The organism is Streptomyces sp. TE5632, assembly GCF_054061295.1.
The window spans coordinates 5,925,405-5,944,224 of record NZ_JBSSEA010000003.1 but is presented as its reverse complement, the minus strand read 5'-3'; the positions used below and the strand labels follow the sequence as shown (position 1 = coordinate 5,944,224).

The 18,820-nt window shown below is 71.9% G+C and carries 20 protein-coding genes and 1 pseudogene; 10 read left to right on the top strand and 11 right to left on the bottom strand.

Annotated elements, in window-relative coordinates:
- Positions 1-98: 98 nt before the first annotated feature.
- The 3 genes from ACVW19_RS32355 to ACVW19_RS32345 all read right to left on the bottom strand — a co-directional run bounded on the left by ACVW19_RS32355 (position 99) and on the right by ACVW19_RS32345 (position 2,509).
- Complete coding sequence (locus tag ACVW19_RS32355; RefSeq protein WP_457463972.1) at positions 99-596, bottom strand: flavodoxin domain-containing protein; 498 nt, start codon at positions 594-596, stop codon at positions 99-101.
- 68 nt (positions 597-664) lie between these two features.
- The gene (locus tag ACVW19_RS32350; RefSeq protein WP_457463970.1) at positions 665-1,735 is read right to left on the bottom strand and encodes a zinc-dependent alcohol dehydrogenase family protein; all 1,071 of its coding nucleotides are present in this window, start codon (positions 1,733-1,735) and stop codon (positions 665-667) included.
- A 183-nt stretch (positions 1,736-1,918) separates the two neighbouring features.
- Positions 1,919-2,509, bottom strand: a complete 591-nt coding sequence (locus ACVW19_RS32345; protein WP_457463969.1) for a rhodanese-like domain-containing protein — start codon at positions 2,507-2,509, stop codon at positions 1,919-1,921.
- 81 nt (positions 2,510-2,590) lie between these two features.
- On the opposite strand from ACVW19_RS32345, the gene ACVW19_RS32340 reads away from it, so the two are divergent.
- On the top strand, positions 2,591-2,878 hold the full coding sequence (locus ACVW19_RS32340) for a metal-sensitive transcriptional regulator (protein WP_457463967.1): 288 nt from the start codon (positions 2,591-2,593) through the stop codon (positions 2,876-2,878).
- A gap of 51 nt (positions 2,879-2,929) precedes the next feature.
- Here the strand turns inward: ACVW19_RS32340 and ACVW19_RS32335 are convergent, their stop codons facing one another.
- The 3 genes from ACVW19_RS32335 to ACVW19_RS32325 all read right to left on the bottom strand — a co-directional run bounded on the left by ACVW19_RS32335 (position 2,930) and on the right by ACVW19_RS32325 (position 5,290).
- Entirely contained in the window at positions 2,930-3,679 is a 750-nt protein-coding gene (locus ACVW19_RS32335; protein WP_457463966.1) for a sulfite exporter TauE/SafE family protein, read from the bottom strand.
- A complete protein-coding gene (locus ACVW19_RS32330; protein WP_457463965.1) occupies positions 3,676-3,840 on the bottom strand; it encodes a hypothetical protein in 165 nt (54 codons plus the stop codon). Before ACVW19_RS32330 ends, ACVW19_RS32335 begins: the two co-directional genes overlap by 4 nt.
- A gap of 82 nt (positions 3,841-3,922) precedes the next feature.
- Positions 3,923-5,290, bottom strand: a complete 1,368-nt coding sequence (locus ACVW19_RS32325) for an MBL fold metallo-hydrolase (protein WP_457463963.1) — start codon at positions 5,288-5,290, stop codon at positions 3,923-3,925.
- A gap of 282 nt (positions 5,291-5,572) precedes the next feature.
- Here ACVW19_RS32325 and ACVW19_RS32320 point away from each other — a divergent pair, with 282 nt between their 5' ends.
- The 5 genes from ACVW19_RS32320 to ACVW19_RS32300 all read left to right on the top strand — a co-directional run bounded on the left by ACVW19_RS32320 (position 5,573) and on the right by ACVW19_RS32300 (position 10,247).
- Entirely contained in the window at positions 5,573-6,016 is a 444-nt protein-coding gene (locus tag ACVW19_RS32320) for a hypothetical protein (protein ID WP_457463961.1), read from the top strand.
- Positions 6,017-6,122: 106 nt separating this feature from the next.
- Positions 6,123-6,779, top strand: a complete 657-nt coding sequence (locus ACVW19_RS32315) for a DUF3105 domain-containing protein (RefSeq protein WP_457463960.1) — start codon at positions 6,123-6,125, stop codon at positions 6,777-6,779.
- Positions 6,776-7,468, top strand: a complete 693-nt coding sequence (locus ACVW19_RS32310; protein WP_457463958.1) for a DUF305 domain-containing protein — start codon at positions 6,776-6,778, stop codon at positions 7,466-7,468. Before ACVW19_RS32315 ends, ACVW19_RS32310 begins: the two co-directional genes overlap by 4 nt.
- Positions 7,469-7,700: 232 nt before the next feature.
- Positions 7,701-9,350 (top strand): hypothetical protein, encoded by a 1,650-nt coding sequence (locus ACVW19_RS32305; protein WP_457463957.1) that lies wholly within the window; start codon positions 7,701-7,703, stop codon positions 9,348-9,350.
- Positions 9,351-9,422: 72 nt separating this feature from the next.
- Positions 9,423-10,247, top strand: a complete 825-nt coding sequence (locus ACVW19_RS32300; protein WP_457463955.1) for an alpha/beta fold hydrolase — start codon at positions 9,423-9,425, stop codon at positions 10,245-10,247.
- Between the two features lie 172 nt (positions 10,248-10,419).
- On the opposite strand, the gene ACVW19_RS32295 is transcribed toward ACVW19_RS32300, so the two are convergent.
- On the bottom strand, positions 10,420-10,575 hold the full coding sequence (locus ACVW19_RS32295) for a hypothetical protein (protein ID WP_457463953.1): 156 nt from the start codon (positions 10,573-10,575) through the stop codon (positions 10,420-10,422).
- A gap of 480 nt (positions 10,576-11,055) precedes the next feature.
- On the opposite strand from ACVW19_RS32295, the gene ACVW19_RS32290 reads away from it, so the two are divergent.
- Positions 11,056-12,798 carry a VanW family protein gene (locus ACVW19_RS32290; protein ID WP_457463952.1) on the top strand — a complete coding sequence of 581 codons (1,743 nt, stop codon included), beginning with the start codon at positions 11,056-11,058 and terminating at the stop codon, positions 12,796-12,798.
- Between the two features lie 80 nt (positions 12,799-12,878).
- Here the strand turns inward: ACVW19_RS32290 and ACVW19_RS32285 are convergent, their stop codons facing one another.
- A complete protein-coding gene (locus ACVW19_RS32285; RefSeq protein ID WP_457463950.1) occupies positions 12,879-13,433 on the bottom strand; it encodes a hypothetical protein in 555 nt (184 codons plus the stop codon).
- 252 nt (positions 13,434-13,685) lie between these two features.
- Positions 13,686-13,970, bottom strand: a complete 285-nt coding sequence (locus ACVW19_RS32280; protein WP_384203297.1) for a hypothetical protein — start codon at positions 13,968-13,970, stop codon at positions 13,686-13,688.
- Positions 13,971-14,174: 204 nt separating this feature from the next.
- Here ACVW19_RS32280 and ACVW19_RS32275 point away from each other — a divergent pair.
- A pseudogene (locus ACVW19_RS32275) lies at positions 14,175-14,353 on the top strand (DDE-type integrase/transposase/recombinase); the annotation flags it as partial.
- A gap of 529 nt (positions 14,354-14,882) precedes the next feature.
- Here the strand turns inward: ACVW19_RS32275 and ACVW19_RS32270 are convergent.
- Both ACVW19_RS32270 and ACVW19_RS32265 read right to left on the bottom strand, forming a co-directional pair.
- Positions 14,883-15,287: a (2Fe-2S) ferredoxin domain-containing protein gene (locus ACVW19_RS32270; protein ID WP_457463949.1), complete on the bottom strand. Its 405-nt coding sequence runs from the start codon at positions 15,285-15,287 to the stop codon at positions 14,883-14,885.
- Complete coding sequence (locus ACVW19_RS32265; RefSeq protein ID WP_457463948.1) at positions 15,284-17,260, bottom strand: heavy metal translocating P-type ATPase; 1,977 nt, start codon at positions 17,258-17,260, stop codon at positions 15,284-15,286. Before ACVW19_RS32265 ends, ACVW19_RS32270 begins: the two co-directional genes overlap by 4 nt.
- 95 nt (positions 17,261-17,355) lie before the next feature.
- On the opposite strand from ACVW19_RS32265, the gene ACVW19_RS32260 reads away from it, so the two are divergent.
- Together ACVW19_RS32260 and ACVW19_RS32255 are read left to right on the top strand one after the other, a co-directional pair.
- Positions 17,356-17,745, top strand: coding sequence for an ArsR/SmtB family transcription factor (locus ACVW19_RS32260; protein WP_457463947.1), 390 nt, complete (start codon positions 17,356-17,358; stop codon positions 17,743-17,745).
- Positions 17,746-18,309: 564 nt separating this feature from the next.
- Positions 18,310-18,672 (top strand): hypothetical protein, encoded by a 363-nt coding sequence (locus ACVW19_RS32255; RefSeq protein WP_457463945.1) that lies wholly within the window; start codon positions 18,310-18,312, stop codon positions 18,670-18,672.
- The last annotated feature ends 148 nt before the right edge of the window (positions 18,673-18,820 follow it).

The following is an 18,820-nucleotide window of genomic DNA, read 5'->3' as shown; positions in this document are numbered from 1 at the left end:
CTGGCGGCAGCGCGGCGACAGGTCGTCGGCGCAGGTATTACGGTGACCCCGGCGCCGGGCACCGGGGTCTGGATCGGGCACAGTCCTCCAGCCCGCTCTCATGCGCGCGTCAGATCGTCGGCGACATGTGCCGCCCACGTCTCGATCGCCGTGAAGTCGCGGAAGTCCCCGCCCTTTCCGCTGCGGAGGATCATCCGGGCGACCCATCCCTTCGCGCCCTCCTCGAGACAACCGCCGAAGGTGACGTGCTCCCTGGCGTCGATTTCGGCGACGGCCTTCTTCACACCGGGCACGGGCGGGATGTCCCGTTCCGAGGCCGTAGCGTCCAACGGGCCGCTGCTGAACAGCCACACCGGGCGCTCCGCCAGGTCGCGGCGGTACCGGCGGACGAACCGACGGGCGTCCTTGTGCCAGCGTCCGGCGTACAGTCCACCGCCGACCACCACGGCGTCGTACGACGTCACACTCGCGACGGACCGGGCGGGCAGGGTCTCGACCGTCAACCCGCCCTTCCGCAGGACGTCGGCGACGGTTTCGGCTATCCGCGCCGTCGATCCGTTCGTGGTTCCGTAGGTGACCAACACGGTGCCGGTCATGGTGTTGCGCCTCCTCTCACAGCCGGCGCAGCCAGTCGTCGGCCACGCCGCGCCGCGCCTGCCGGCCGTCAGGTCGTCCGCGTGGCGACGACGTCATGCCGTGGCTCACCGAGTACGACCTTGAGGGCGCCGGTCTCGGCGGCGTTGCCGAAAACGTCGTAGGCCTCCTCCATCTGGTCCAGGGAGAAGGTGTGGGTGACCAGTTGTGAGGTCGGGAGCCTGCCGGCGGACGCCATCCGCAGCAGCGTCGGCGTGGAACGGGTGTCGACCAGGCCCGTGGTGATGGTCACGTTCTTGATCCACAGGTCTTCCAGATGCAGGGCCGCGGGCTTGCCGTGCACACCGACATTGGCCACGTGCCCGCCGGGCCGGACCATGCGCGTGCACATCTCGAAGGTCTCCGGCACACCGACCGCCTCGATGACGACGTCCGCGCCGAGCTCGTCCGTGAGGTCGGTGACCAGTTGCTCGGGGGCTTCCCGCGCGTCGGCCACGGCGTCGGCGCCGAGACTCCTGGCGGCCTCGAGCCTGGCGTCGGCCAGGTCGACCGCGACGATCCGCTCGGGGGCGAAAAGCCGGGCGGTGGCAATGGCCGCCAGCCCGATGGGGCCGGCCCCGACGACCACGACGGTGTCCCCGGGCCTCACCCTTCCGTTGAGCACGCCCACTTCGTAGGCGGTGGGGAAGATGTCGGCCAGCAGCACGGCGTCCTGACCGGCCAGAGCTCCGGGCAGCGGGTGCACGGACAGGTCGGCGTACGGCACACGGACGTACTCTGCCTGGGTTCCGTCGATCAGGTGCCCGAGGATCCAGCCCCCACCGCCCCGGCACTGGCCGTACATGCTCTCGCGGCAGTACCGGCACCGTCCGCAGGCGCTGATGCAGGAGACCAGCACCCGGTCCCCCGGGCGCACCGTGCGCACGTCGCTTCCCACCTCGACGATCTCGCCGACCGCCTCGTGCCCCAGCACGGTGCCGGGCCGCACCTCGGGCACGTCCCCCTTGAGGATGTGCAGGTCCGTTCCGCAGATGGTCACGGCGTCGACCCGGACGATCGCGTCGGTGGGTTCCTTGATGCCGGGGTCCGGGACCTCTTCCCAGGAAGCCTGTCCGGGACCGTGGAAGACGTAGCCCTTCATGACGACCCTCGCTCTCTTGCTCGCCGGTGGGGTGCGGAACCCGGCGGCGCGCCGTCAGCAAGGTGTGCGCCGAGCACCGGCGCAACGCCGGGGTCCCGCACCTCCAGTCTGTTCGACGACCGGGACATCCGCTTGGGCCGGTCGGCCCTCGGGGGACGGCCGGCCCGGTCGGCCCCGCAGGGCTCAGCGGCCGCGCAGGGCGGCGAGCGCGGCGTCGAGGTCGGCCGCGCGGGGGCGGTTGTGGGGCAGCTTGGCCAGCACGACCGCCATGCCGCAGGTGTCGGTGAGCGCGGAGAAGACCAGGCCGCCCGCGACACCGGCCGAGAGCAGCTGGAACGCCGGATGCACGAGCAGGCCGAGCACGAGGCCGAGGAGCACCAGGGTGCCGGCCGTGAAACGGACCTGGCGCTCCATGCTCCATCCGGCCGGGGTGGTGGCGCAGACGGCGGGGTGGTGCAGTTCGTGGCCCTCGGCGGCCCAGGCGCCGGTGCCTCCGGCGAGCGTGGCGGTGGGGACGCCCTGTTCGGCCAGCAGTGTGCAGGCGTTCTTGGAACGGGCCCCGGAGGCGCACACGAGAAGCACGTCTCCCCGCTCGGCGGCGTGCCGGATCTCGGGCAGGGCGCGCCGGACGTGGTCCAGGGGGATGTTCAGGGCTCCGGGCAGATGGCCGGAGGCGTACTCGGCGGGCGTGCGCACGTCGATGACGGTGAGTTCGTCGAGGCGGGTCCGGGCCTGGTCGGTGCCGAGGGTGACCGGGGTGAGGGGGCTGGTCATGTCAGGTGTGATCCTTGGTGGTCGACGTGATCCCGAACCGGGACGTACAGTACCCCTAGGGGTATTTTTCGAGGAGTGGTCGTGGAACTGGAGCTCGAGGGTGCGGAACTGAAGGCCGTGCTGAACCGGCTGCGCCGGGCGCAGGGCCAGATCTCCGGGGTGATCCGGATGATCGAGGAGGGGCGCGACTGCGAGGAGGTCGTCATGCAGCTCGCCGCGGCCTCCCGCGCGCTCGACCGGGCCGGCTTCGCGATCATCGCGACGGGCCTGCAGCGGTGCGTGGTGGACATGGAGTCCGGTCGTAAGAACGGGGAGGACACCGAGCAGATGCGCGCCCGGCTGGAGAAGCTGTTCCTGTCCCTGGCGTAGGGGCTCGCCTTCCCGGCGCAGGGCTCGCCGGGGTGTACGGGCCGCGGCGCGTCACATCATCACCGCGTCGAGCAGCATGAGGGCGGCCACGGCCGACAGCACCCCGGCGAAGATCCGCCGGAGTGCGCCTCCGGAGACCTTCGCGGCCAGCCGCTTCCCGTCCCATGCGCCGAGGACCGCCGCTCCGGCGAAGGGTCCGACGACCGCCCAGTCCAACGTGTCGAGCGTGCCGGCGCGCATCGCCAGCGCGGCCAGGGAGTTGACGGTGATGACCAGCAGGCTGGTGCCCACCGCCTCACGCATGCGCAGGCCGAGCACGCCCACCAGCGCCGGCACGGCGAGGAAGCCGCCCCCGACGCCGAGCACGCCGGTGACGGCGCCGATCCCGGCGCCGGTTACCGCCGCGCGGCCCGGCCGGACCGGCACGACGGTGTCCGCGAGCGGCCGGGCCCGCAGCATGCGCAGCGCGGCCGCTGCCGCCACCACGGCGAACGCCGCCGTCAGCACCGTCTCCGGAAGGCGTCCGGCGAGCGCGCCGCCCAGCATCGCCGGGCCGGTCCCGGCCGCTGCGAACAGCATCCCCGTACGCCACCGCACCCGGCCGTCACGGGCGTGCGCGGGCAATGCGGCGACCGAGGTGAACGCGACGACGGCCAGACTCGCGGTGGTGGCCTCGACCGGGGTGAAGCCGAGCAGGTAGATCAGGGCCGGGACGGCCAGCACGCTACCGCCGCCTCCGAGCGCACCGAGTGCCAGACCGATCATGGCCCCGGCCACCAGGGCGAGGGCGAGAGCGCTCACGTGAGGGCGCCGTTCGCGCCGTGCGGGTCCGTCACCGGCAGCCCCGCCGCGGCCCGGGCGGCCGGCGTGGACAGCGGCGGGCGGCCGGCTCGGGGAGCGTGCTCCGCCTGCCGCACGGTCACGCGGTCCGGGCCGCTGCGGCCTCGCCGGAAGACGCTCATGTCGGTTTCCTGCTCCTGTGTTTCTCATGCCGGCGCGAAGGGCCGGCGCGGCCCGCTGCGGCATCCGTGCCGTCAGCCGCCGTCAGCCCTTGCGGACGGTGAGTCCGGCCCGCCCGGCCGCGTCGAAGGAGTCGTCCACGGCGACGACGTCACGCCCCGCGGCGTCCAGAAGGGAGGCGGCGACGGCGGCACGCACACCGCCCGCGCAGTGCACCCACACCTCACCCTCGGGGACCTCGTCGAGGCGCCTGTGCAGGGTGTGGACCGGAATGTGCACCGAGCCCCGGACGTGTCCGCCTGCCCGCTCCGCATCACGCCGGACGTCGAGGACGACGACGCCCTCCGCGGGGTGCCGGCCGGCGAGGTCGGCGAAGGTCGCCCGCGGGAAGGAGGCCGGCTCCTCGCCCTCGCGCACCCAGTCGGCCGGTCCTCCGGTGGCCGCGGCGGCCGGGCGGTCGATGCCCACGCGGACCAGCTCGCGCTGGGCGACGGCGAGTTGCTCGGACGACTCGGCGAGCAGTGTGACGGGCTTGCCCCAGGGGATCAGCCAGGCCAGATAGGTGGCGAGCTGCCCTTCGGCCTCGAAGTTGAACGAGCCGGAGACGTGTTCGTCGGCGAAGGCGACGCGGTTGCGCAGGTCCACCACCCACTCCCCCGCCGCCAGCCGGGCGGCGATCTCCTCGGCGTCGGCGAGGGCGGGCCGGGTCAGGTCGACGGGCGCGGGGCCCGTGGCGTTGACCGGTCCCATGTGCGCGTAGTAGGCGGGGATGTCGTCCAGGCCGGCCAGCAGGTCGGCGACGAAGGTGTCCACGTCCCGGGAGAGGGCCTCGTTGGACTCCTTCTCCTTGCCGATCGTCGTGCTGTCGCCCTCGGCCTGGGTGGACGAGCAGAAGCTGCCGAAGCCGTGCGTGGGGAGCACCGCCGTCTCCTCGGGCAGCTCGGCGGCGAGCCGGCGCGCGGAGGCGTGCTGTGCCCGGGCCAGGCGCTCGGTCAGGCGCGGCTCCACGAGGTCCGGGCGCCCGACGGTACCGATCAGCAGCGAGCCGCCGGTGAAGACCGCGCGTGCCGTGCCGTTCTCCTCCAGCACGTAGGAGGTGTGGTGCGGGGTGTGGCCGGGCGTGGCCAGGGCGCGCAGGGTCAGACCGGCAGCGGCGTCGATGTCCGCGTGGTCACCGTCGTGCACCGGTACGCGCGCGAGGGCGACACGGGCCCCGGCGGGCACGAGGTAGGCGGCGCCGGTGATCCGGGCCAGCTCCGGACCACCGGTGACGTAGTCGTTGTGCAGGTGCGTCTCGACGACGTGCGAGATCCGCACCCCGCGCCGTACGGCCGCCGCGATCACCCGGTCGATGTCGCGCGGCGGGTCGACCGCCACCGCCGTCCGCTCGCCTCCCGCCAGATAACCGCGGTTGCCGAGCCCCTGCACCTCGATCGTGTCGACGAAGAACACGAGGCACTCCCTTCCAGTGAAGAATTACCCCCGGGGGTATGTCATCGACAGTAACACAGGTACCCCGGGGGGTATTTTCGAGGAGGGGGGGAACCCGCGCACACGCCTCGCGAGTACCTCGTGCACGGCCCGCACACCTCGAGAGCGGCCGCGACGCCGGCCGTTCGCACCATGGGGCGTCCCGCGCCTCCGTCCACTCCGGTCCACACGAACGGGCGTGATCACTGACAGTCCGGGACCGGCCATCAGGTCTCCCGCGGGGACCGCTTAACATCACTCGTGATGAGGAGCTGTGCGCAGTCGGCGCAAGACAGAGGACACGGCCCGCGGTGGACTGTTCGCACCGCGGTCCTCTGCCCTGCCCTCGCCGTCCTGCTCGCCGCCCTGGTGGTGTGCCTGGGGTACGCGGGGCACAGTGGCGCCGAGGGCGACGCCGCTCCCCCGACGGCCCTGTCCGCGGACAGGACGGTGGCGGCGGGGTCCCCGGCCGAGCATCCCGTCATGTCCCTCGTCGGGCAGGGCGACTGCTCCCCCGGCAATCCCTGCTGTTCCCCTGTCGTCCACGACGTACCGGCCGCACTCGGCGCGCCGACGCAGACTCCGCCCCTGGTCCTGACCCGTGTGCCGGGCTTCCCGTGTCCGGAGCGGCACCCCGCGGTCCTCGCACAGCCCCCGCCGGTGCACGGCGCTCCCGACCTCCACGTCCTCCAGGTGCAACGGACCTGACGGTGCCCCGCCGCGCCCCGCGCTCACGTTCGCGCAGGTGCCGAGCGGTATCCGTCCATCACCCCTGCACCCACCGCCGAACGGCGGGAGAAGGACTCACTCAGTCATGAGCAAGACCAGCAAGAAGGAAGCCGCGGCTGCCCGCAAGGCCCGCGTCGAAGAGATGCGTCGCGTCGAGAGAGGGCGGGAGCGTCGTCGCCGCGTCATCACCATCACGCTCAGCACGGTCATCGTCGCGGGGCTGGTCGGGTGGGGCGGGTACGCCCTCAACAGCGCCAACGAGAAGAGCGAGCAGCAGGCGGCCGAGGCGAAGAAGCCCGTACAGGGTGAGAAGACCTGGGAGGCGAAGAAGCTCACCCGGAACCACGTCCAGGGCGCCGTGAAGTACGCGATGAGCCCACCGGTCGGCGGCGACCACAGCCAGGCGTGGATGACCTGCGAGGGCACCGTCTACACCGAGGCGATACCGAACGAGAACGCCGTCCACTCCCTCGAGCACGGCGCGGTCTGGGTCACCTACAACGACAAGGCCGCCGACGCCGACATCGAGGCTCTCGGGGACAAGGTTTCCCAGACCCCCTACAGCCTGATGAGCCCGGTCACGAACCAGTCCGGGGCGATCATGCTGTCGGCCTGGGGGCGCCAGCTCACCGTGGACAAGGCATCGGATCCGCGGATCGACCAGTTCTTCACCAAGTACGTCCAGGGGCCCCAGACCCCTGAGCCGGGTGCCGCCTGCTCGGGCGGCCTGATGGCGTCATGACCGGCACGGTCATGACGGAACGAGCCACGGACCCGGGAGAGGCACACGGCCCACGACCCGGCCTCACCCGCTGGCTGACCGTCGGCGCGGCGGCCCTCGTCGCCGTGGTCGTGGCCCTGTCGGTCCTGGTCATGGTGAGCAAGGAGAACGAGCAGACGGCCGGCGTTCCGGCTGCGGACTCCGCCGATGCGGGGTTCGCTCGTGACATGGCCGTCCACCACCAGCAGGCGGTGGAGATGTCGTACATCGTCCGTGACCGTACGGCCGACGAGGACATCCGGCGTCTCGCGTACGACATCGCGCAGACTCAGGCCAACCAGCGCGGCATGATGCTCGGCTGGCTCGATCTGTGGGAGCTGCCGAAGATCTCGCCCGACGGGTACATGACGTGGATGCACGGTGGCCACGAGGACCACGGGTCGAAGGGCGGGTCCCTGATGCCGGGCATGGCCACGGCCGCGGAACTCGACCGGCTCGGTGAGCTCGAGGACGATCAGGCGGAGATCCTCTACCTCCAGCTCATGATCGACCACCACATCAGCGGCGTCGACATGGCCCGCGCCTGTGTCTCGCAGTGCGAGGTGGACACCGAGCGGAAGCTGGCGCAGAGCATGGTCGAGGGCCAGCAGTCGGAGGTGGAGTTGATGACCGCCTTGCTGAAGGAGCGCGGGGCCGCGCCCCGGAAGTGATTCCGCTCCGGTCGTCCGGTCGGGTGCCGCCCAGCGGCGGCACCCGACCGCATGCGCAGCGACGGCTCCCGCACCGGAGTCCGGCGTGGCGACGCGGTGTGCCCGATCGTCACCCACGCCGTCACCGGGGCACGCCAGGGTGAAATTTCCGTTTCGCAGCGACTGGTCGGCAGGTTTCCCCGATGATGGGGACCGCCCGGACAACGGATCAGGCAACGCTGGGAGTGCACACATGACGGTGGAAGCCGGTACGCAGCAGGAGCGCGTCACGGGGAGGGTGTGGACGGTGCGCCTGGACCCCTACGGCCGCCCCTCCGCCGGCACGGTCCGGCTCTCCTGCTCCCGCCCGGCCTGTGCCGATCAGCACTTTTCCAGCACTCCCGCGGGGCGCAAGGCCACGGTCGAACACGTCAACACGCATCTGGCCCGCATCCGGGCGGACGGCGGGCCGCGCGGCGGGGCATGGTGCGGCTGCCGCGCCGCCGACTGTGCGTGGCACACCTCCGACGTCCCCGCCGGCAGGCGTGACGGGGCGCGGCCGGCGGAGGGGACGGTGCGATGCGGGGGCCCGGTGGTCCTGATGGTGCACGCGAACCGTGCCGGGCGGCTGTGGCGCATCGCGGAAACGTGTGTGCGCTGCGCGGCCGCCATTCCCGACTGCCGTGTCCTGGACACCGCCCCACCGCCCCGTCCCGCCCCGGCCCCGATCGGTGCGGGACGGGAAGCGGCGGGAAAGCCGGAGACGGGCCGGGAGCCGACCGGCGGGAATGTGGCGGCGGTGTTCTCCGACCACGGCCCCTCCCCTCTGTACCCTTCTGCTTCTGCTTCTGCTTCCGCTTCCGCCGACGCTTCTTCCCCGGCCGCCGGATCCGCCGTGGCGCCCGGCGCCCGCACCGCCCCACCGGGGGACGTGTCCCGGCGGGCGAAGCGGTGGGGGAAGATCGCGCAGCGGACCGTGCCGCACGACCTTCAGCCCGACGTACTGCGTGTGGAACTCATCGAGCTCGGGGATGCGTTCCGCGCCTATCAGCAGCGCACCGAGCCCGACCTCGCCCTCCTTGCCGAACTCCACGAGCGCAAGGCCCGTGCGTTCGCCCTGTGGGCCGAGGTCACCGGCGACGGAACCCTGCGTCATGAGGCGCACCGGGCCCGCAAGGCGGCGCAGACCACCCTCGAGATGCACGAGAACCGGGTCGGCGGGCCCGCCGACGGCCCGGTGGTGGAACGGCTGCTGACCCGGCAACAGGCAGTGCACGCCCGTACCGTGCTGGGCCACGTCCAGGACCACGCCCCGCACCCCGAGGCCGAGGTGCACCTCGCGGTGCTTCTGCTCACCCTGCGGGCCGCGCGCGCCGGCACCGGGAACATCACCGGACAGGACCTCACCGCCTGGCTGCAGGGTGATGCCGAGCGAGTGCTGGAACAGCTGGTCGCCGCCGACTGGCTGCGCCTGCCCGGTACCGTCACCGAGGCGCTGACCTCCCGGCCCGAGAACCCCACCGCGGTCACCGTCCCCATGCTGCTGCCCGAACAGCCCCGCCCGTTCGTCTTCGGCAAAACCACCCGCTCGAAGATCTCCGGTTGGGCTCAGAAAGCCGTCGGCGACCGGAAGATCCGCAAGAAGAAACTGGGCGCCGCCACCCGGCTCCTCGCCCTGTACAGCGCCGCCCACATCCGCCCCGACGGCCGCCTCGGGCACGCCGAGGACGGCGGACTGCATCTGGACAGGGCCGCCGCGTTCTGTGCCCTGCCGCCCGAGGAAATCACCGGGCACGTCGAACTGCTGATCGCCGCCGACTGGCTCGCCGAAGCCGACACCACCGGAGGAAGGCTGCGCGGACAGCTCACCGAGCGGGTCCTGCCGCTGGGAGGACTGCTGTAGCGCGCCGGGCCCGCCACGACCCGGTCGCGCCGGCTTCGGTCCCGCGGTTCCTGACGGACCTTCCCTTATCGGGTGGCCCCTGTGCTGTCGTCCTGCGAGGATCTGCGGATGCTCGTACTCGCCGACGATCTCGGCCACCTTTCCTACGTCGTCACCGGCGAGGGACCGCCCGTCGTGCTCGTGCATGCCGGCGTCGCCGATCACCGCATGTGGGACGCGGTCGTGCCCGCCCTCGCGGAACGGCACACGGTCATCCGGTACGACCTGCGTGGCTTCGGTGAGTCCGCACCCCCGACCGGACCGTTCAGCGAGACCGACGACCTGCGCCGCCTCCTGGACCACCTCGGCCACGAACGCGTCCGGCTCGTGGGTGCGTCCTGGGGCGGCCGCGTGGCCGTGGACTTCGCTCTCACCCACCCGGGCCGGGTGCACTCCCTGGCGCTGCTCGCCCCGCCACGGCCGGGGCACCACTGGTCCGCGGACATGGTCGCGTACGACGAGGCCGAGACTGCGGCCTTGGACGTCGGCGACCTGGACACCGCCATTCGCGTGAACCTGGACATGTGGTTGCGCGGGCCCGCACGCGGGTGGGATGACGTTGCCGCGGGACTGGCCGACCGACTCAGCGCTCCACTACGGACGTCGTTGGTGAACCAGGCCGCCAGGGAAAAGCACTCCCAGGACGCCACAACCGGTGACGTCGCCGCTGTCTCCGTCCCCACACTGGTCGGGATCGGCACGTTCGACGTCGCCGACTTCCAGGACATGGCCCGCCGGTACGCCACAGAGATTCCCGACGCCGCTCTGGTCGAGTTCCCCACCGCCGCTCACCTCATCGCGCTGGAGGCGCCTACCGAACTCTCCGCGGCACTGAGCTCGTTCCTCGCCCGTCAGTGACAGGCGCCGGCATCGCACCCGTGCAGGTAAACGGTGCAACGCACGGTTCTGGACAGTGCGGTGGGGGTGAGAGGAGTCGGCGACGGTGCACTGACGCAGCGGACCGAAGCGGCGCTCGACGCCCCGTGCTGGACACCGGCGACAGCTTCACCCTCGGAGTCGTCGCCAGGATTCAGGACGCCGACGCCATCCGGCCCATGGCGGTCCTCTCGCAGGTCACGACGCCGGCCGGCAGCAGCGGCCCTGGCACGCGGCTGACCATCGTCCACGACGACGCGACCGACACGGTCACGCTGTACGCCGACGGCTGCACGAACGCCGAGGCCACCGCCACCTCCGCAACGGCCGGACGAGCACCGGCCCGCCCAGGTCGGACGTGCCCGCACTGCCGACGGCTGGGGCGAGTACCTGAAGGGCGCCGTCGACGAGATCCAGGCGTTCGAAGGCGCTCTGCCCGATCGCGACGTCATCGGCCCGGGCCACGAGACCGACCCCTGCCTGTGCTCCTGACGCCGTTCGGTCCGTCGTCCGCGGCTTTTGCGGAACCGGGCGGAAGGGACGGGCCCGCGGGGTCCGTGAGGACCGGGAAGCGGTCGGGTCCGGCTGGGGGCGGGTGGCGCCCTGGGACAGCAGCCGGGCCCCGGCCTCGGCGAGGTCGTCGACGTCGAAACTCGGGCAGCTGATCGGGGAGGACCGACGTGATCCGGGATATACCCTGTGGTGTCCGGTTGTTCATAGCTTGACGGACCGTTCTCGCACATAACGCCGCGGCATTGGGTGTACGCTACATCGACCAATCAGGAGACCCATGCACCCCCGAATACCCTCCGTCCCTCGAAAGGCCTCGCTCCCGCCCGTCGCCCTGGCGGGCGGTGCGCTGACCGTCGGCATCGGCGGCCTGTACCTGGCCGGGCTGCTGCTCACCGGCGGTGAGATCGAGGCGGGTACGACGGTGCGCGGCCTGGACATCGGCGGCCTGACCCGCGAGGAAGCCGCCCGGAAGCTGGAGCAGCACCTGGCGGCGGCCGGCTCGCGGAAGCTGGCGGTGCAGGTCGGCGACCGCAAGGGCACGGTCGATCCGCGGCAGGCGGGGCTCACCTTCGACATCCGGGAGACCCTTGACCGGGCGGCGTCCACCGGCGCCGATCCGGTCAGCGTGGTCGGCGGGCTGTTCCGCTCGGGCGGTGACATCGAACCGGTCGTGCGGATCGACGAGGACAAGGCCCGTACCACCCTCGGGAAGCTGGCGAAGACGCTCGACCGGAAGGTCCGCGACGGTGCCGTCTCCTTCGACGACGGCCGTGTCGAGCAGATCGCCCCGCGCACCGGGTACGCGCTGGACGTGGACGCCGCGACCGGTGCCCTGCGCGCCCCCTTCCTGCGCGGCGCGGCGGACTCGGTCACGGTGCTGCCCGCACGCGAGACCAGGCCGAAGGTCACGGCGGAAGAGGTACGGCGGGCGGTGCGCGAGTTCGCGCAGCCGGCGATGTCGGCACCGGTCACGCTCACCGCGGGCGACAAGCGGTTCACGATCACCCCGGCCGTGCTGGGCGGGTACCTGACGATGCGGCCGGACGACACCGGCAGGCTCACGCCGAAGCTCGACGGCGAGGGCCTGCGCGCCGCCCCCGCGGTGGCCGGCGCCCTGAACGACCTCCCCACCACGCCCCGGAACGCCCGGCTGGGGCTCGAGGGCGAGAAGGTCGTGGTGACCGCCGACGCCCGACCCGCCGTGAAGGTCACCGACAAGGCCCTGAGCAAGGCCGTCCTGCCCCTGCTCACCGAGTCGGGCGCCGCCCGCACCGGCGAGGTGGCCACACAGCGGATCCAGCCGGAGGTCACCCGCGAGAACGCCGCCCGGCTGGGGCTGACGGAGAAGATGTCCTCCTTCACCGTCACCTTCGAGCCGGCCGCCTACCGCACGACGAACATCGGCCGGGCCGTGGAACTCATCAACGGCTCCGTCGTCATGCCGGACGAGACCTGGAGCTTCAACCGGACCGTCGGCGAGCGCACCCGGGCCAACGGCTTCGTCGACGGCATCATGATCTTCGACGACCAGTACGTCAAGGCGTCCGGCGGCGGTGTCTCCGCCGTGGCCACGACCGTCTTCAACGCGATGTTCTTCGCCGGGGTCAAGCCCGTCGAGTACGGCGCCCACTCCTTCTACATCGAACGCTACCCCGAGGGCCGTGAGGCGACGGTCGCCTGGGACAGCCTCGACCTGAGGTTCGCCAACGACTCCGGCAAGGCCGTCTACATCCAGGCCGAGTCCACCGACACCTCGGTGACCGTCACCTTCCTCGGCACGAAGAAGTACGACGAGATCACGTCGGTCAAGGGGCCGCGCACCAACGTGCGGCAGCCGACGAAGAAGGTGAGCACCGCTGAGAAGTGCGTGCCGCAGACCCCGCTCGAGGGCTTCGACGTCACCGTGGAACGGGTCTTCCGCGACGACGGCCGGGAAGTGAAGCGGGAACCGTTCCGCACGCACTACACCCCACGTGACGAGGTCACCTGCGCAGAGGCGCCGAGCGAGCGTCAGCCCTGAGGAGGCGCCCCCGTCGACCCGTCCGGCGTGGCATCGCCCCGGGGCCCCGCCCGGCCTCCCTCGGCCCGCGGACCGATCCGTCATCGGGGCGGTCCCGTCGAACGGCACGGCGAGCATGCCGTGCCGTTCGACGGCGGGGCGTTCAGCCGCCGCACCGGCGCCGCTCCGGCTCCGGGAACTCGCCGGCCCGCCGCCACTCGTCGATCATCGCGAAGAACGCGGTGGCACCCCGCGGGTCGCCGACGCTCAGCTCGAAGGTCTTCCCGAACGGCTGCCCCCTCGTTGTTGTAGTGGCCCGGGATGCACGCCGGGCTGCCGAACGGCACGCCGTCGCGCAGCAGCGGCTCCACCCGGTCCCCCAGCGCCTGCCGCGAGACTTCGACCTCGCCGTAACCCTTTGCGAGCGGCTTCGAGACGACCGCGGCGATCGTCTCCGCCGACTCGTCGAACGCGTGCGGCGGCCCGCGGTCACGCCGGTTGACCGAGGCGGGCGTGCACTGCGCCTGCGGGAGCGGATCGCGCCGTACCCGGCTCAGCTCCGCGAGGTGCTCGAGACCGGCCTTTCCCCGTGGCGGCACCGCGACTTCGACCTCGAACCGGCCGTGCGGGCCGGCTTCGGCTCCGCCCGGTTCCACGCCACCGTGGTCCGGCTCGAGGGCCGGCCGGTCGACCGTGACAGGGTCGCCGAGGCGCTCACCCCGATGATGCTGGAGGGCCTGCGCTCCCGGGAACAGCGAGCAGTCGTCGACGGCAGAAAACCGGCACCCGGCTCACGACCGCCGAAGGAACACCTTCGAAACCGAACGCCGGAACGGGCCCCGCCCTCCCAGCCACGTCAGCTCCTCACTCACCGTCACGGGGAACCCAGGAGGCCGGGCCGGACGCTGCTATGCGGAAGCCAGAACCTCTCCGGCCGTGACCTGGGGAGGGTTGGGGAGCAGGGACGCAAGGTTGTCCCGCACGAAGTCCGCCGCCCTCGAGATCGATTCCTCGGCACCGGCCCGGTCCTGGAAGACACTGGTCGAGACCATCACTCCGTCCCCGGCATCGATCCAGTAGTAGGCCACGAAGCCGGAGACCTGGCGCATGAGCGGCACGAAGCCCTCGTTCACGAGGCGTCCCGCCTCTGCCGGATCGGTCACCCCTTCGTACCGCCGGACCGCTGCGTACATCGCCAAGCTCCTCGGGTGGTTCTGGGTTCGTCCTCTGCTGAGACCTCGTACCCCTGTCACAACTGCCTGGCTCATGAGGCGTCCGGCCATCACCTGAAGGGCCCCCTTGGGTGGTCCGAACGGCGGCTTCCGGCCCGGACACACGGCCCCGCACACGGGTTCCGTCGCAGTTGTGTGCTCGTCGTGTTCGCGCAGCATCCGCATGACGGTGAGCTGAAGTACCTGTGGCGAGCTGTCGACGCCGCCGGCAACGTGCTCGACATCCTGGTCCAGGACCGCCGGGACAAGGCCGCGGCCCGGCGCTTCTTCCGCAAACCGCTCGAGAAGGCCCGCACCGGCCGCGGGTGGTGGTCACCGACAAGCTCCACTTCTACGGCGCAGCCTGAGCTGCCCCGGCTCGTCGTCTCAGCCGACGGCCACGCTGTGACCAGGTCTTCGTCTGAGGCGGCGCCGTGGAGGAACCGGCTTCGTCCTCGAAGAGCCAGGGTCCACGGGCCGACACGAGCCTTCCGCGCAAGACCCCACCGCCTTGCCCCACCCCGTGACGGCTTCGTCGTCCCGCTCCGCGGTCCGTCGCGCCGGCACGTGGCAGGACCGGCTTGATTCGCACCAGCGTCCACCGCTGGTCCTCCCCGTGCGCGGCCAGCCCCTTCCGGCTCCGCCTCCAGCTGCGCAAACTGCTTCTGGCTCGGCCTTGGCAGGGATACCGACCGCTGCGCCTTGGCGGCGGCGAGCAGGGGCCGGTGGCTGCGCGGGCATGCGGTGTGCTCGCCGACGGGCGCGGGCAGACACGTTCGCCTCGGCGCACGCCGCTCTGATCGAGGCCCGGGAACGTGTACCGATCGTGGCGCACTGGGGCGAGGGCCTGCTGGTGTGCCGCCGGATGCGAAGGGCCCGGCCCAAAGGGGTCGGTCAGTCGTGGAGTTCGGCGCGGACGCGGCGTGAGGGCTGGAAGGTGTACAGGTCGAGGATGCCTGGTGGATCGGTGAGGCCGGGACCGCCGTTGTGGACCCAGGTGGTGATGTCGGTGGTGGCGTCGGGGTCGTTGACCAGGCCGAGCCAGACGGGGGCACCGCCGTTCTTGCGGCCGTCGGCGGAGGGCTGGACGACGATGACGTTGGCGCGTTCGCACGTGCCGAGGCAGTCGGTGACCCGTACGGTCGCGGCGCCCTCCACGGCCTGGCGCAGGTCGCGCAGTTGGGCTGTGTGGTCGAGGCCGGGGATCTTGGGGGTGCCGCAGCAGCAGCCGCGGCAGACGGTGATGGTGGGCCGTGCCGCCCCCGTTGCGGGGGCGGCACGGCGGGTGCGTTTGCTCATGCGATGTCCTTGGCAGAGGTGGTCCAGGCGGCCTCGCGCAGCAGGCGCAGACCGTTGAGGCCGACGATGACGGTGGAGCCCTCGTGCCCCGCGACGCCGAGGGGCAGCGGGAGGGTGCCGATCAGGTCCCAGGCGACCAGGGCGGTGATGAACACCCCGGCGATGGCCAGGTTCTGGATGACCAGGCGGCGGGCGGTGCACGAGAGGTTCACTACGGCGGGGATGGTCGACAGCTCGTCACGGACCACGACGGCGTCCGCGGTCTCCAGGGCGAGGTCCGAGCCGGCCTTGCCCATGGCGATCCCGGAATGGGCGGCGGCAAGCGCGGGTGCGTCGTTGACGCCGTCCCCGACGACGAGCACCCTGCGGCCCTGATCTCGCCATTCCTTCACGGCGATGACCTTGTCCTGCGGCAGCAGCCCGGCGCGGACGTCGGTGATGCCGACTTCGGCGGCCAGGTACCGCGCGGCGCGCTCGTTGTCGCCGGTCAGCAGCACCGGGGTGCGGCCGGTCAGGCGAGTGAGTGCGGCGACGGTGGCAGCGGCGTCCGGCCTCGGTCGGTCGGCGATGCCCAGCACCCCCACCGGTGCGCCGTCGCGCAGCACCGCCACCGCGGTACGCCCGGCATCCTCCAGCTCCCGCACCACCTTATGGTGGGCCGGGTCGGCGTCGGCGGGCAGCAGCCGGGCGGGGGAGCCGACCTGGACGGTGCGGCCGGCGACGGTGGCGGTGACGCCCTGACCGGGGACGGAGGTGAAATCGCCCGCGTCGGCAATAACCAGACCTCCATCGCGGGCGGCGTCCACGACGGCGCGTGCCAGCGGGTGCTCGCTGGGGTGCTCGGCCGAGGCGGCGAGGGCGAGCACCTCGTCCTCGTCCAGGGCGCTGCCGGGCAGCGGGCGGATGTCGGTGACGCGTGGGGTGCCCTCGGTCAGAGTGCCGGTCTTGTCGAGCGCGACGGCGTCGATCTGCCCGAGGCGTTCCATCACGACGGCGGACTTGACGAGCACACCGTGGCGTCCGGCGTTGGCAATCGCGGACAGCAGCGGCGGCATCGTGGAAAGCACCACCGCGCAGGGCGAAGCGACGATCATGAACGTCATCGCCCGCAGCAGAGCCGACTGCGGCTCGTCGCCGAAGGCGAGCGGGACGGCGAAGACGGCCAGGGTCGCGATCACCATGCCGATCGAATAACGCTGCTCGATCTTCTCGATGAACAGCTGCGTGGGGGCCTTGGTCTCGGAGGCTTCCTCGACCATCGTCACGATCCGGGCGATCACCGAGTCCGCCGGGTCACGCTCGACACGCACGCGCAGGGCGCCGGTGCCGTTGACGGTGCCGGCGAACACCTCGTCCCCGGCCTCCTTCGCCACCGGCAGCGGTTCGCCGGTGATGGTGGCCTGGTCGACATCGCCGGCTCCGTCGAGGACCTGCCCGTCGGCGCCGACCAGTTCACCGGGGCGGACCAGGATCGTGTCCCCGACCTTCAGATGTGCGGCGTCGACGCTCTCCTCGGTGCCGTCGGGCAGGAGCCGCGTCGCGGTGGCGGGGGCGAGGTCGAGCAGGCCGCGCACGGAGTCCGCGGTGCGGGCGGTCGCGACCGCCTCCAGGGCTCCGGAGGTGGCGAAAATGACGATCAGCAGCGCACCGTCCAGGACCTGACCGATCGCGGCGGCGCCGAGCGCCGCGACGACCATCAGCAGGTCCACGTCCAGCGTCTTGTCCCTCAGGGCCTTCAAGCCCTCCCAGCCCGGTTCCCAGCCGCCGGCGACATAGACGGCGGCGAACAGCGCCCCCCACAGCCACCCCGGGGCACCCAGCAGGTACGGCGGCAGGGCGAGCAGGAACAGCACCAGCGCAGCCAGCGCCCACCGGGCCTCCGGCAGCGCCAGCACGCGCGTGCGGCGCCGCGGCAGGGAGGGACGCGGCCCGGCGGCGACCGACGCGGGCCGCTGATCCAGGACAGAGAACATGACAAAACAACCCTTCACGGGCGGGTGGGGAAACGACCCCCACCGTACAGGAATACCTGAACAGGTTTTCATACGTCACCGCTAGGATGGACGCCATGGGTCACGGAGCCGACAACAGGAACAACGCCACCCCGCGCGAGCGACTGGACGCGGCGGGGGTGACCGACGTCGCCGCGACCCTCCAGGCTCTGGCCACCCCCTCACGCCTGTATATCCTGGCCCGGCTCCAGGAAGGTCCCTGCTCGGTCGGCGACCTCGCCGACTCCGTTGGCATGGAAGCCTCCGCCTGCTCCCACCAGCTGCGCCTGCTGCGCAACCTGGGACTGGTCTCCGGCGAGCGTCACGGTCGCTCCGTCGTCTACTCGCTGTACGACAACCATGTCGCCGAACTCCTGGAGCAAGCCCTCTTCCATGTGGAGCACCTGCGGATCGGCCTGCGCGACGCCCCCACCTCCGAGGCAGCGCCAGCCGCGAACCGGCGATAAGCAACCGCGTCAGTCAGACGGCCGGCGCGGGCCGGCAGCGTGGTCTCCCCCGTGAAGTACCGAGAGGCCATCAGCAGGAACACGCCGCCGAACGGTGAATCGAGCGACTCGGTTCCTGTCCTGCGAGCCGCTGCTCGGTCCGGCTGGGCCGATCTGGCGCGCCGCTGCTTCGTGACCGTGTGCCGGCTGGCCTCCCGTGTGCACCGCGCCCGGCAGATCACTGCCCAGCGCGACCATGCGGCTGGAAAGGAACTCGGACGGCCAGTTGCGGCCGTCGGTGCCGTACAGACCGTCGAGAATGTGCACTCGCACGACCGCTCGCCGGCGCGCCTCCTCGCCCCTGAAGCCGGTGATCCGGCACTGCCCGTACGAGAGCGAGGCGGGCCTCGGGTCGCGCCGTAGCTCCTGCTCTTCGACTTCCAGCCGACGGTCGCCGAACAGCGCGGAGACGCTGCCATCACCAAGGGAGTCCCAGCAGGGGTCGGGCTTCAGTCGGCGCCTGCTTCCGGGACCTGCTGACCGATGAGCTCTACCGCGCCTGGACCGTCCTGGAAACGGCAGCGGATGCAGGCACGGACCCCCCTGGCCCGAGCTGTTGTCGCCGCCCTCCCTGCACCGGCAGCACGCGGCCTGGGCGATCCTGACCGTAGACCCGGCCCTGCCGAGGAGTTCGAGGGGACTCCGGGGCGCGTCCGGGGGCGTCTGCGGGCGCTGCTCACCGCTCTGGAGGACGCCGGAGCGGGGGATGCGTACGCCTGGCCCCGCCCGTTCGAGACCGGGTCGGCGTTCGCACGGTACGCAATCGGCCTCGGCCGCACCCCGCCCGACGCTGCCCGGCTCGCGGAAATCTCCGAAGAGTGGGGCAGCGACCTGCACGGGGTCGACGTCACGTGGGCGGAGTGCGGCACCGTACCGACCCTGCGCTGACTGGAGGGGGACGCGTCAAGGAACGTCACCCCGAAGCCGGCTCCCGCGGGTGCCGGCTTCGGTCAGGGCATCGACGATGCCGGGGAGCGCCGGTACGTCCCGACGCGGTCCCGGAGGTCCCGGGAGCCCTCCGGACCTCCGGGGACAG